12 protein-coding genes are annotated in these 12,791 nt (G+C 72.6%); 4 read left to right on the top strand and 8 right to left on the bottom strand.

The genetic code is table 11. From position 1 onward, the window contains the following. The first annotated feature begins 6 nt into the window (after positions 1-6). Both Aru02nite_RS00170 and Aru02nite_RS00165 read left to right on the top strand, forming a co-directional pair. A complete protein-coding gene (locus tag Aru02nite_RS00170; protein ID WP_203653886.1) occupies positions 7-594 on the top strand; it encodes a TetR/AcrR family transcriptional regulator in 588 nt (195 codons plus the stop codon). Positions 595-611: 17 nt separating this feature from the next. Continuing rightward, the gene (locus tag Aru02nite_RS00165) at positions 612-2,168 is read left to right on the top strand and encodes a glycerol-3-phosphate dehydrogenase/oxidase (RefSeq protein WP_203654549.1); all 1,557 of its coding nucleotides are present in this window, start codon (positions 612-614) and stop codon (positions 2,166-2,168) included. A 209-nt stretch (positions 2,169-2,377) separates the two neighbouring features. On the opposite strand, the gene Aru02nite_RS00160 is transcribed toward Aru02nite_RS00165, so the two are convergent. Both Aru02nite_RS00160 and Aru02nite_RS00155 read right to left on the bottom strand, forming a co-directional pair. Beyond that, entirely contained in the window at positions 2,378-3,463 is a 1,086-nt protein-coding gene (locus Aru02nite_RS00160; protein WP_203653885.1) for an ADP-ribosylglycohydrolase family protein, read from the bottom strand. Positions 3,464-3,517: 54 nt separating this feature from the next. Then, the gene (locus Aru02nite_RS00155) at positions 3,518-4,840 is read right to left on the bottom strand and encodes an MFS transporter (protein WP_203653884.1); all 1,323 of its coding nucleotides are present in this window, start codon (positions 4,838-4,840) and stop codon (positions 3,518-3,520) included. A gap of 126 nt (positions 4,841-4,966) precedes the next feature. Here Aru02nite_RS00155 and Aru02nite_RS00150 point away from each other — a divergent pair, with 126 nt between their 5' ends. Continuing rightward, the gene (locus Aru02nite_RS00150) at positions 4,967-5,401 is read left to right on the top strand and encodes a hypothetical protein (RefSeq protein ID WP_203653882.1); all 435 of its coding nucleotides are present in this window, start codon (positions 4,967-4,969) and stop codon (positions 5,399-5,401) included. Positions 5,402-5,404: 3 nt separating this feature from the next. On the opposite strand, the gene Aru02nite_RS00145 is transcribed toward Aru02nite_RS00150, so the two are convergent. Both Aru02nite_RS00145 and Aru02nite_RS00140 read right to left on the bottom strand, forming a co-directional pair. After that, positions 5,405-5,830, bottom strand: a complete 426-nt coding sequence (locus Aru02nite_RS00145; RefSeq protein WP_203653880.1) for a VOC family protein — start codon at positions 5,828-5,830, stop codon at positions 5,405-5,407. Positions 5,831-5,855: 25 nt separating this feature from the next. Then, positions 5,856-7,430 carry a Rieske 2Fe-2S domain-containing protein gene (locus Aru02nite_RS00140; protein ID WP_203653879.1) on the bottom strand — a complete coding sequence of 525 codons (1,575 nt, stop codon included), beginning with the start codon at positions 7,428-7,430 and terminating at the stop codon, positions 5,856-5,858. A gap of 234 nt (positions 7,431-7,664) precedes the next feature. Between Aru02nite_RS00140 and Aru02nite_RS00135 the strand changes: the two genes are divergently transcribed. Beyond that, positions 7,665-7,889, top strand: coding sequence for a DUF2631 domain-containing protein (locus Aru02nite_RS00135; protein WP_239076214.1), 225 nt, complete (start codon positions 7,665-7,667; stop codon positions 7,887-7,889). A gap of 585 nt (positions 7,890-8,474) precedes the next feature. On the opposite strand, the gene Aru02nite_RS00130 is transcribed toward Aru02nite_RS00135, so the two are convergent. From Aru02nite_RS00130 to frr, 4 genes are all read right to left on the bottom strand, one after another. Continuing rightward, positions 8,475-9,848 carry a DivIVA domain-containing protein gene (locus Aru02nite_RS00130; RefSeq protein ID WP_203653877.1) on the bottom strand — a complete coding sequence of 458 codons (1,374 nt, stop codon included), beginning with the start codon at positions 9,846-9,848 and terminating at the stop codon, positions 8,475-8,477. Continuing rightward, positions 9,845-10,972, bottom strand: coding sequence for a dual-specificity RNA methyltransferase RlmN (rlmN, locus tag Aru02nite_RS00125; protein ID WP_203653876.1), 1,128 nt, complete (start codon positions 10,970-10,972; stop codon positions 9,845-9,847). The genes Aru02nite_RS00130 and rlmN overlap by 4 nt, the downstream gene beginning before the upstream one ends. Before the next feature lie 66 nt (positions 10,973-11,038). Continuing rightward, positions 11,039-12,229 carry a phosphatidate cytidylyltransferase gene (locus Aru02nite_RS00120; protein ID WP_203653875.1) on the bottom strand — a complete coding sequence of 397 codons (1,191 nt, stop codon included), beginning with the start codon at positions 12,227-12,229 and terminating at the stop codon, positions 11,039-11,041. Beyond that, positions 12,229-12,786, bottom strand: coding sequence for a ribosome recycling factor (gene frr, locus Aru02nite_RS00115; RefSeq protein ID WP_203653874.1), 558 nt, complete (start codon positions 12,784-12,786; stop codon positions 12,229-12,231). Before frr ends, Aru02nite_RS00120 begins: the two co-directional genes overlap by 1 nt. Positions 12,787-12,791 lie beyond the last annotated feature (5 nt).

Raw genomic sequence — 12,791 nt, 5'->3', positions numbered from 1 at the left:
TGACACATGACGTCGCTTCGTAACATCACGTCGGCGGACTCCGCCATCCTCGACGCCGCCCGGGAGTCGGTGCTCCAGGTGGGCGTGCGCCGTACCACCGCCACCGAGGTCGCCCGCCGCGCCCGGGTCAGCCGCATGACGCTGTACCGCCGGTTCGGCGACGTCCAGCAGTTGCTGGTCACGCTGCTCACCCGTGAGGTCGAGGCCATGCTCGCGGACCTCGCGCAGCAGACCGACGGCCTGCGTACGGGGCGGGAACGGGTCGTCGAACTCGCCCTGCGCGGCGTCGACCGGCTCGCCGCCGACCCGCTGCTCGGCCGGCTCGTCGAACTCGACCCCGAGCTGCTGCTGCCGTACCTGGTGGACCGGGCGGGCACCAGCCACCACGAGACGCGCGCCGCCATCGCCGCGGCACTCGCCGCCGGCCACGCCGACGGATCGGTCCGGCCGCTGGACGAGACCGCCGCGAGCTGGGTACTCGTCGTCGTCCTGCAGGGGTTCGTGTTCGCGGCCCGGATGCTCGCCGCCGAGACCGATCCGGTCGCGGTACGGGCCGAGCTGCGGCACCTGCTCGACAGGTACCTGGCGCCGTGACCGCGGCAACGTCCACAGTGGACGGTACGTGGTTGTCCGCGGCGCGGCGCGAACGCGAGCTGGCGGACGTGACGGCGGGCCGCTCCGTCGACGTGGTGGTCGTCGGCGGCGGCGTGGTCGGCGCCGGCGCCGCGCTCGACGCCGCCAGCCGCGGCCTGTCCGTCGTCCTGCTCGAACGCGGCGACCTCGCCTGCGGTACGTCCGGCGCGTCCAGCAAGCTGGTGCACGGCGGCCTGCGGTACCTGGCGGCCGGCGACGTCGAACTCGCGTGGGAGTCCGCGCGGGAACGGCAGATCCTCATGGACCGGGTGGCGCCGCACCTGGTGCGCACGCTGCCGTTCGTCACGCCGTACGGGCCGGGGTTCGCGAGCCCGCACGGCGCCCTCGCCACATTCGGTACGCACCTCGCCGACGGACTCCGCCGCGCGGCCCGCAGCCCCGGCCGGCGCCTACCCGCACCCCGGCGGATCGGCCCCGGCCGCACCCGGTACCTGACGCCCGCGCTGCGCTCCGGTGGCCTCGACGGCGCCGTCCTGCACTGGGACGGGCAGCTCGTCGACGACGCGCGGCTCGTCGTCGCCCTCGCCCGTACGGCGGCCGGGCACGGCGCGCGGATCCTCACCCGGTGCACCGTCGACTGCGTCTCCGGCGGGTGCGTCACCGCCCACGACACCCGTACCGGGGAAGGGTTCGAGGTGCGGGCCCGGGTCGTCGTCAACGCGACGGGGGTCTGGGCCGGCCACCTCGACCCGACGGTACGGCTGCGGCCCAGCAAGGGCGCGCACGTGGTGCTGCGCGCCGACACGCTCGGCGTACCGCACGCCGGGCTGAACGTCGCCGTCCCCGGCGAACGCAACCGGTACGTGATCGTGCTGCCCGAACCGGACGGCACCGTCTACGTCGGGCTGACCGACGACCCCGTCGACGGACCGGTGCCCGACGGGTGCACCGTCGCCGACACCGACGTCGACTTCCTCCTCGGCGTACTGGCGACCGCGCTGGACCGGCCGGTCGACCGCACCGCCGTCGTCGGCGGGTACGCCGGGATGCGCCCGCTGGTCGACACCGGCTCACGCCCCGGCGGTACGACGGCGGACCTGTCCCGCCGGCACGTGGTCACCGACGACGGCGACGGGCTCGTGACCGTCGTCGGCGGCAAGCTCACCACGTACCGCCGGATGGCCGCCGACGCCGTCGACCGCGCCGTCCGCCGGTACGGGCTGGCCGCCGGCCGCGGCCACAGCGCCTCCGTACCGCTCGTCGGCGCGGCACCGCCGGACGACCTGGCGACGCTTTCCGCGCCGCGCCGGCTGATCCGGCGATACGGCACGGAGGCGCCGCTCGTCGCCGCCCTCGCCGATCGCGACCCGGGACTGCTGCGGCCCGTCGCCGAAGGCGTACCGGTGCTGGGGGTGGAACTCCTGTTCGGGGCGCTGGCCGAGGGCGCGCTCGACCCCGACGACCTGCTCGCCCGGCGTACCCGGTGCGCGCTGGTCGCCGGCTGGGAGGACGCCGCCCGGCCCACCGCCGACGCCGTACTGTTCCGTGCCACCGCCCACCCCACGGCGCGCTGACCGGTCCGTACCACCGCACCCCACGGCCGACCGACCTGCGCACCATCGTCGACCGCGACACCGCTGGCCGGTTTCCCGGCCGCCGGTCGCCCCGCCGCTCTGCCGGCGTGGCCGCCAGCGACGGGTGGCCCGACGTCCGCGACCGCGCCCGCACGGCCCACAACCGCCGCCCGCTCGTCGGACCCGCGACCATCGGAGGTGCGGAAGGGTCAGGCGCCGGGGTAGCGGGTGGTCCAGCGGGTGTGCGGCCCGTGCTCGCCGTGCAGCCGGCGGCGCGCGTCGGTGAACTCCCAGACGAAGTCGTCGGCCAGCTCCCCCAGTACGCCGCGCCCCTCCACCTCGAACAGCAGCTCCGGTGGCAACGCGTCCTCGCCGTGCCAGGCGCCGAGGATGTTGCCGCAGATCGCACCGGTCGAGTCGCTGTCGCCGGAGTGTGTCACGGCCAGCGCGAGCGCGTCGGTGACCTGGTCCGGCGCGGGGTGTACGAGCGCGGCGTACACGGCGATGGCGAGCGCCTCCTCGGCGATCCAGCCGCCACCCAGGGACTCCACCGTCTCGGCGGCGACGGGGCGCTCGCGCGCGGCCCGTACCGCGGCGTCCAGGGCGGCGGTCGTCTCCTCGTGCCCGGCATGACCCACCAGTACGCGGCGGGCGCCGGCGAGCGCGGTCGGCAGGTCCTGGCCGCGTCGCAGCCCGTCGACGAGCACCGCGAACGCCCCGGCGGCGAGCTGCCCCGTCACGTGCCCGTGGGTGTACCCGGCGGCGGTGGCGGCGAGGTCGAACACGTACCCGGGGTCGCGGCCGGGCAGCAGCCCGAACGGGGCGCTGCGCATGACGGTGCCGCAGCCCTTGGAGTCGTTGGCGGCCGGCCCGTCCGTGGCGGCGCCCTTCCGGGCGCTGGTCAGCGCGGTGAGGCAGGTGGTGCCGGGCGCGCGCCGGGCGTACAGCCAGGGTTGGGCGGCGAGGACTCCGTCGGGCTGCCGTGGCGGGCCGGGCAGCGTCTGCGTGTCCAGCCACCGGTCGTACGCGCCGCGCAGCACCGCGGTGGTGAACCCGATGCCGCGGTCGGTGCGTACGCCGGCGCGGATGAGTCCCTCGACGGTGAACAGCGTCATCTGCGTGTCGTCGGTGACGGCGCCGAAACGCCCCTCGTACGGCAGGTATCCGCGGACGCCGGCGTCGCCGCACCGGGCGCGGATGTCGGCCAGCGACCGGAACTCCACCGGCGCGCCGAGCGCGTCCCCGATCGCGCCACCCAGCAGGCATCCCCGTACCCGGGACCGGAAATCGATCATCGCAGCAGGCTCTCACGTGCCGCCCGTCCCCCGCACCCCGCGGTACGGCGCGGCTCAGGCGGCGAGGTCGTTCTCCCGGGTGTCCGGGCCGAGGGACGCGCCGATCACGGTCAGCACCCCGCCGAGCGCCAGCAGCACCACCGCCGTGTACCGCGCGGGCACCAGGCTCTCCAGCCCGGCCTGGTAGAAGGCGTAGAACGCCGGCACGACCATGCCCAGGCTGTACCCCAGCCCGTAGCCGGACGCGCGCACGCCGACGCTGAACCGCTCGTTCAGGTACGTGGTGATGCAGCCCCACTGGGTGCTCATCAGCACCGTGACCAGCACGACGAGCACCAGCAGCAGCGGGAACGAGCCGACCCGGCCGGACACGACCAGCGCGTACCCGAACGGGGCGAGCACGGCGCTGGCCGCCCCGCCCACCATCAGCGTCGTACGCCGGCCGATCCGTTGCGACGCGATCCCCGAGCCCAGGTACCAGAAGGCGACGACCGCGTTGGCCACCACGAGGATCGCCGTGATCCGGGTCGAACCGAGGCCGACCGGCGACGCGAGCAGCTTCGGCAACACCGCCGTCAACATGTACGAGGTCAGCCACATGCCCGTCATGAGCACGAACACCTGCGCGAAGTTGCGCCCGGACTGGCCGGTCAGCAGTTCCTTGACGGGCGTGCGCGCCTTCTTCTCGGCGCGCTGCCACGCCTCCGACTCCGGCACCCGCTTCGCGTACCAGAGGGCGAAGGCGAGGGAGACCGCCGCGCCGATCACGAACAGCACCCGCCAGCCCCACCGCACGTACGGGCTGTCGAGGTCGCCGGCCGGGACGATCTGCAGCATCCCCAGCGTCAGCAACGAGATCGCGCAGTACGCCACCGGGAAGCCGGTGGAGATGATCCCGCCGACGAACCCCCGCCGGTACTTCGGGCTGTACTCCATCGCCAGCGGCGTCGCCGCCGTGTACTCCCCGCCCAGGAACAGTCCGTCCAGGAAGCGCAGCGCGATCAGCAGGACGACCGCCGCGATGCCGATCTGCCGGTACCCGGGCAGCGCCGCGATCAGCAGCGTCACCACGGAGAACCCGACGACCGAGAGTACGGAGATGCGGCGGCGGCCGATCCGGTCGGCGAAGTGGCCGAACAGCAGCGCACCGAGCGGCCGGCCGACCAGCGTCGCGGCGAACACGCTGGCGTCGATGATCGCCGAGGTGGTCGCGGAGACGCCGGTGGCGGCGAAGTACGCGTTGGCGGGGGCGAGCGCGATGACCGGTAGGTAGATGTCGAACAGGTCGACGAAGAAGCCGAACCAGGCGCCGAAGACGGCCCGCCGGCCCCGCGGGGACAGGCGGGTGGCGGGCACCGAACCGGTGGCGACAGACACGACGAACTCCTGAGGAGGGGGCTGTCCGGGACCGTACCCACGGGTAGGCCGGCGCACCAGCGTTGACCCACAATGTGGACCGGACCGAAACTCCCGACTCGCCGCTTTCCCCGTAGGCTGACCGGCATGACCACCACGTACCGGCTGCGCGCGAGCGGCGTCGTCGGCGTGCTCCTCCCCGTACTCGTCGGGGTGTTCGTCGGCGCCGTCGGCCTCGACGCGGTACTCCGCGCGGGCGGCCCGCTCGCCTGGACGCTGCTGGTCTTCGGCGTCGTCTGGGCGCTCGCCTGGCTGCGCCTGCCCTGGGCCGTACGGCTCGACCCGGACGCGCGCACCGTCACGTTCCTCGGACCGCTGCGCCGGACCACCATGGCCGCCGACGCGATCGGCGCCGTCGCCGGCCGCTGGACCGGCGGCACGAACCGCTGGTTCCTCGCCACCGTCTGGATCCAGCCCGCCGACCGCGTCCTCGGCTTCCCGTTCCCCGTCGGCTACCCCGACCCCGACCAGGTACGCGAGGAGCTGCTCGCGCTCAACCCCACCATCCGCACCGACACCTGACGGTCAGGTCACGCAGAACTCGTTGCCCTCCGGGTCCGCCAGTACGATCGCCCGGCCGCCCGGCTCGTCCGTCACCCACAGCCGCCGCGCGCCCGCCGCCACGAGCCTCGTCGCGTGCTCCTCCGCGCGGCGCCACGCCTCCGGACTCCGGTCGCCCTGGGTCACCTGCACGTCCAGGTGCATCCGGTTCTTCGCCGTCTTGCCCTCCGGTACGCGGAGGAACAGCAGGCGCGGGCCGGCCCGGTCCGGGTCGACGACCGCCGCGATGTCGTCGACGCTCTTCTCGATGCCCATCGCCGCACCGAACTCCTCCCACGAGGAGAAGCCGGGCGGCGGTGGCTGTTCCACGTACCCGAGGGCGAGCGCCCAGAACTCCGCCAGCCGCGCCGGCACGGCGGCGTCGAACGTCACCTGAACCTGTTCTGCCATGTCCCGACCGTAGGCCGGGTCGCGGTCAGCTCTTGTCCGCAGAAGCCTCGCGCCGGCTGGACCGGATCTCGTGCCCGACGCTGGTGATGCAGCGCCCCGACGCCAGATCGAACTTCCAGCCGTGCATCTGGCAGGTCAGCACGCCGTCCTCGATCTTGCCGAACCGGGTCAGGTCCGCCTTCAGGTGCGGGCAACGCCGCTGCACCACCCAGTCACCCAGTACGACGTCCTCGGCGTCCGGCTTCTGCTCCGCGAACCAGCCCTCGGCGTAGTTGATCCGCTCCTCGGACAGGCACTTGAAGAACGCGTACACGAACTCGTTGTACTGGCCGATCCGCGCCGCGGAGAACCGGCACGACAGGAACAGGCTGTTCACCCAGTCGACCTCGCCGATGTACAGCAGGTGCTCCACCAGGCGCCGCTCGGTACGGAACCGGTACCGGACCTTCTCCCCCGCGTACGGCCGGACCTGGCGGTCCACGAAGTCCACCACGATCGACTCGACCTGCTCGGCCTCGCCGTCGCCGTCCTTGCCGGTGACCAGGTCGAACCGGACCGGCCCGCCGATACCCTTCGCCATCTGCTCGGCCTCGACGAGGATCGGCTCGATCCGCTCCTTCATGCCGGCCAGCACGTCGATCTCCGGATGCGACCAGGACGCCTTCTCCGCCTCGATCACGACCCGCTGCCGCTCGCGGTACTCCCGCAGGTGCTGCTCCTTGTTCGCGAAGAACTCGCGGACGTCGGGCACCGGCTGGTGCACGTCGCAGCCGTCCGCGGTCAGCTCCACCTCGGTGCCGGGCAGCGGGATCACCGCGTTCTCGTACCCCAGCTCGCGCAGATGGTCCACGAACACCTGCTGGTCCGGGAAGATGTTCCCCTCGTCGCCGAAGATGTCGTTGAACTGCCACAACTCGTCGTCCAGGAAGCACGGCGGGCCCGCGATCGGGAACACCCAGCTCGCCTTCAGATCGTCGATGTAGCGCACCGTCCGGTCGAACTGCCGGGCCCGCTTCTGCTTGCCGAACGCCGTCTTCGCCGCCTGCGGCAGCTCGTAGACCATCGGGTACCAGATGGCGCCGGAGAACTGGAGCATGTGCGCGTGCACGTGGCCGAGGTCCCGGAAGACCGACAGGTCGGTGGGGCGCGCGTCGTTCTGGTTGAGCAGCCGGACCCCGTCGTACTCCACCCACAGCGACGAGTCGCCGATCGGCCCGTCCGTCGGGCTGGTCAGCGCCTGGATCATGACCTTCAGGCCACCGTCCAGCTCCATGACCTCGTCGCTGGTGGTCTCGATGAAGTTGCGGAAGCCCAGCTCCGCCAGCTCGTCCCGGAGCTCCGTCGTCGGGTACGCCGGCAGCAGCACCGTCGTCTTCTTCGAGATGCGCTCGCGCAGGTTCTTCGCGTCGAAGTGGTCCCGGTGCAGGTGCGACACGTACAGGTAGTCGGCCTGGCCGAGCCGGTCCCAGTCGAGGCCCGAGTTGTCCGGGAACGGGAACCACGACGCGAAGTACGCCGGGTTGACCCACGGGTCGCACAGGATGCTGCCGGCACCCGTCTCGATGAACATGCTCGCGTGACCGGTACCCGTCACTCGCACCGCACGGTCCTCCCGTTCGTACGACTCGTGTTCCCGCCGGCGACGCGGGCATCTCCGCCAACCGTCGACCGGGCCGACGGACGAGCCCCCAGCCTAGTGCGGACCCCGGCGCACCGGACGGCCACCCGGGTGAGCCGAAGATCGGCACGTCCCGAAGATCGGCAGGGTCTCCGCAACGTCCCGCCCGGCCTCATGCCAGACTGGGACCGTTCACGCGTCCCAGGAGGCTGTCCCGTGTCCGGATCGTCCGAGCAGATCACGTCGCCCGACCAGCGCAAGCCGATCAGCCGCAAGGCCGCCCGCGCCGGCGCGATCATCTGCGCCGCCATCTGCCTGCTGATGTTGATCGGGAACCAGCAGGGTCACGTCGAGGACGTCTTCCTGGTCGTCACCGCCGCGATCCTCGTGCTCGCCGTGGTCGTCGACTGGCTGCTGAGGAAGAACGGCTTCCGTCGCTGACCTCCCGCGGCGCATCCGCCGCCGCACCGACCACGGTCCCGGGCCACGCTCCACGGCCCGGGACCTCGTCGTCTCACGACGCAAGACCGTCCGTCAGCACCGTATGACGGCGCGGCGATGCCTGACGGCGCGGCGATGCCTGACGGCGCGGAGCCGCACCGCCTGACCGCCCGCATCAACCGGAATCATCGCGCCGTCGGCCTCCGCCGGGCCATGGCCGTACGCCGGCCGCGCCGGTCGGCCCGCAACAACTCGCAACCGGACGATCAAGCACTCTGCGCCCGCCCAGGCCGGCGTGCGGCACCTCGCGTCCGACGGCCTGACACCGTCACATCACAGCCCCGGGCCGTCGGATCCCCGGACATCCGCATGCCCGTCGACGACAATCCCCGGGTACGCCCCGGCGACAGCGCCGTACGCCTTGCGTTGGTACGTAAGCGAATGCGCGCGCATCGCGCCGAGTCGGCGCTGAGTCGGCCAGGACGTGACGGGAGGCCCGGGATGATCCCCGGGCCCTCCCGTACGACGGAACGGTGGTGACGCGCGACCGGACGATCCCGACGCTTCCCCTCGCCGGGATCCGGTTCAGCGGGCGATGCCGCGGCGGGCGAACATGTCCCGCACGTCGCGCAGCGCCCCGTCCACCTCGGCCTCGAACAGCCCGCCCTGCACCAGGCTGAACTGGCCCGGGTCGAGTTCGCTGTCGGAGACCTGCACGCTCGAACGACCCGACATGGTCGCCGCGATCGCGTCGAACAGCCGGTTCACCTGCTGCGGGTCGTACCCGCTGCCGAACCGTCGCACCTGGAACGTGCGGCGGACCTGCTCCAGGTGGTGCAGGTCGTCCGGGGTGAACGGCGAGTCGACGGCCGGGATCTCGGTCGTCATGTCGACCTTGCCGTGCCGACCCGGCTCGAAGCCCGTCTCGAACCGGTTGGCTGCCGGCTGCGGCGCCTCGTACGCCTGGTCGTAGCCGCGGTGCGGCGGCTCCGGCTCGGCGCGCCGGATCTCACCGGTCGGCTCGAACCGCGGCGGCTGCGGCTCCGGCTCGTACCGCCGGTCGTCGTAGCCCTGCGGCTCGTACCCACCGCGGGGCTGCTCGTACCGCTGCTCCGGGGCGAACCGCGGAGGCTCCGGCTCGTACCGGCTGGTGTCCTCGTACCGCTGGGATTCGCGGTCGAAGCGCCGGCCGCTCGTCTTCGGGTACTCCGGGCCGGACTCGTACCCACCGCCGACGGGCGGCAGCTTCTGGGTGAAGTCCTCCTGCTGCGGCTGCACCGGGTGGTGCGCGCCGGCGCGGCCGGTCGGCATGGGCGCACCGGACGTGGGTCGGTCCTGACCCGGCATCGGCTGCCCGGACGGTACCGACGCGGTGGCCCGACCGGGCCGGATCATCGTCGGCTCGTCCTCGCGCATCGGCCGGGGCCGGTCGTCCTGCGGATACTGCGGCCGGTCGTCGTACTGCGGACGGTCGTCGTGCGGGTACTGCGGACGGTCGTCGTACGGCGCGCGGTCGTCCTGCGGATACTGCGGGCGGTCGTCGTACGGCGCGCGGTCGTCCTGCGGATACTGCGGGCGGTCGTCCGGCGCGTACGGGTCGTGCTGCGGGACGGGGTCGTGGTGCGGGGCGCCGAAGTTCGGATCGCCCGGCGGCAGCGCGAACGCCGAACCGCCGGACGCCAGCTGCGCCGGCTCGGCCTGGACCGGGGCACCGCCGCCCTCCTCGAACGCGGCGAGCTGACGCTCCACCCGGTCGAGGTGCATGTCGACCTGCCACTCGTCGTACCCGCCGAACCGGACCCGGAAGACGAAGTCGTGGACGTCCCGCGAGGACACCGGGGCCCCGAGGGGCTGACCGGCCAGGGTGGCCTCAACGCGTTCCAGGAACTCGTCGACCTCGTCGACCTTGTAGCCACGCCGCAGCGCGCGCCGGCGGAACCGTTGACCCTGTTGACTCACTCGCCCACCTCCGCAGCCGCAAGCTGTCCACACGCACCGTCAATCTCCCGACCCCGGGTGTCCCGCACCGTCGTCGGCACACCAGCGGACCGCAACCGCCGGACGAACTCCTGTTCGACCGGCTTGGGACTCGCGTCCCACCGGCTGCCCGGCGTCGGGTTGAGCGGGATGAGGTTGACGTGTGCCAGCCGATCGGACAGCAGTCGACCCAGCAGGTCGGCCCGCCATGGCTGGTCATTCACATCCCGAATCATTGCGTACTCGATCGACACCCGCCGTCCCGTTCGCGACGCATAGTCCCATGCCGCGTCCAGTACCTCGGCGACCTTCCACCGGTTGTTCACCGGTACCAGCTCGTCGCGAAGCTCATCGTCGGGCGCGTGCAGGGAGACCGCGAGCGTGACGTTCATCTCTTCGTCGGTCAGGCGCCGGATCGCCGGTACCAGACCCACGGTGGACACGGTGACATGCCGCTGCGACAGGCCGAGCCCGGTGGGGGACGGCTCGGTGATCCTGCGCACCGCGGTGATCACCCGGTTGTAGTTGGCCAGTGGCTCGCCCATGCCCATGAACACCACACGGGACAACCGCTGCGGCGATCCGGCCAGGCCGCCGGACGCCGCGAGCCGGGCGGCGGCCACCACCTGCTCCACGATCTCGCCGGTCGACAGGTTACGGGTGAGGCCCCCCTGCCCGGTGGCACAGAACGGGCAGGCCATGCCGCAGCCGGCCTGCGAGGACACGCAGACCGTCACCCGGTCCGGGTAGCCCATCGCGACGCTCTCCACGAGCGCGCCGTCGGTCAGCCGCCAGAGCGTCTTGTGGGTGGCGCCGGCGTCCGCCGTCATCCGCCGCACCGGAGTGGCGAGGACCGGCAACAGCTCGGCGGCGAGCCGGGACCGGGCGGCGGCGGGGATGTCGGTCAGCTGTTCGGCGACGTCCGGCGCGGACGGGTCGACCAGCCGGTCGAAGTAGTGCTTGGAGAGCTGGTTGGCGCGGAACGCCGGCTCACCGAGCGCGACCACGGCGTCCCGGCGTGCCGACATGTCGAGGTCGGCGAGATGCCGGGGTGTGGGGGTGCGGCGCCGGTCGCGGGGCTCGGCGATCAAGGGCAGGGCTGTCATGACTCCGCCAGTGTCCCACGCCCACGCACGATTGCCCGCCCCGGCAGGATGTTCACCACACGCCTCTCATCCGGCCGCCGGTGCGAGCACGCTGAGCAGCGCGAACGACACCGGTACCGCGAACAGGATCGAGTCCAGCCGGTCCATCACGCCGCCGTGGCCGGGAAGCAGGTGGCCCATGTCCTTGATGCCCAGGTCGCGCTTGATCATCGACTCGACCAGATCACCCAGGACCGACGCGAGACTCACCGCCACACCGAACAACGCCCCCCACCACACCGGTACGTGGAAGAGGAGCAACAGCAGGACGGCGCCGCCGATGGCCGTCGTGACCACCGAGCCCGCGAAACCCTCCCAGGACTTGCCCGGGCTGATCCGCGGCGCCATCTTGTGCCGACCCAGGAACACGCCCACCGCGTACCCGCCGGTGTCGCTGAGGACGACCATGGCGAGGGCCGCGACGATGCGCTCGGCGCCGTCCTCCGGGCGGGCCAGCAGGGTGCCGAAGCCGGCCAGGAACGGCACGTACGCCGCGATCAGCGCCGCGGACGTCACGTCCCGCCGGAAGCCCGGCGGACCGTCCGCGAGCCGCCAGATGAGCACGGCGGTCAGGGTGAAGACCAGACCGATGGTCAGCGCCTCCAGCCCGCCGAACCAGGCGAGCCCCTGCATCGCGACCGCACCGACCAGCAGCGGTACCAGCGGTGGGCGGGTGCGCTTCTCCGGCTCGGCCGCACGACCGAACGCCCGGACCGTCTCCCAGGTGCCCACCACCACGCCGACCGCCACCACGCCCAGGAACGCCGGGCGCCAGAGGAACAGCGACGCGAGCACCACCACACCGAGACCGACGCCCACGCCGATCGCCGCCGGCAGGTTACGACCCGCCCGCGGCTTACCGGACTCCGGCGGCGCGGCGGGCGGATCCACCGGCGGCGCCGGCACCGGTACGGCCTCCGCCGGTACCGGGGCAGGCGCCGGTGGCGCGGCGTACCCGGTGGGCTCGGGCGGCCGGTCCGCGCGCACCGGCGGGACGGCCTGCTCGGCCGTCTCGTCCCAGCGCGGGCCGGCCGACTCGTCCCGTCCCGGCGCGGCGGGCTCGTCCCAGGACGGCCCGTCCCAGCGCGGTTCGGCCGGTGGGCCGGGCGCCGGTTCCGGAGGACGGCGAACCGGCCCGTCCGGGTCCGGATCGGGCGCACGGTGCCGGCCGCGCCCGCTGGGCTGCGGCTCGAAGGAGTACGGTCCGATACTCGCCATCAGACCTCGAGAAGCTCGGCTTCCTTGTGCTTCAGGATCTCGTCGACGCTCGCGATGAACCTGTGCGTCGTGTCCTCCAGATCCTTCTCCGCGCGGCGCACCTCGTCCTCGCCGGCCTCACCGTCGCGGACGATGCGGTCCAGCTCCTCCTTGGCCTTGCGGCGCACGTTGCGGATGGCGACCTTGGCGTCCTCGCCCTTGCCGCGTACCACCTTGATCATGTCGCGGCGACGCTCCTCGGTCAGCGGCGGGAAGTTGATCCGCAGCTGGGTGCCCTCGTTGTTGGGGTTGACACCGAGATCGGAGTCGCGGATCGCGCGCTCCATCACGCCGATCTGGGACGCGTCGTACGGCTTGACGATCGCCATCCGCGCCTCCGGAATGGCGATGGAGGCAAGCTGCGGCAGCGGCGTGGGCGCGCCGTAGTACTCGACGATGATCTTGGAGAACATCGCGGGGTTCGCCCGGCCGGTGCGGACCGTGGCGAAGTCCTCCTTCGCGTGGTCGATCGCCCGTTCCATCTTCTCCTCGGCTTCGAGGAGTGTGTCGTCGATCACTTCGT

Source organism: Actinocatenispora rupis (assembly GCF_016861975.1).
Classification (GTDB): Bacteria; Actinomycetota; Actinomycetes; order Mycobacteriales; family Micromonosporaceae; genus Actinocatenispora; species Actinocatenispora rupis.
This window is presented reverse-complemented; position numbering and strand designations above follow the sequence as displayed.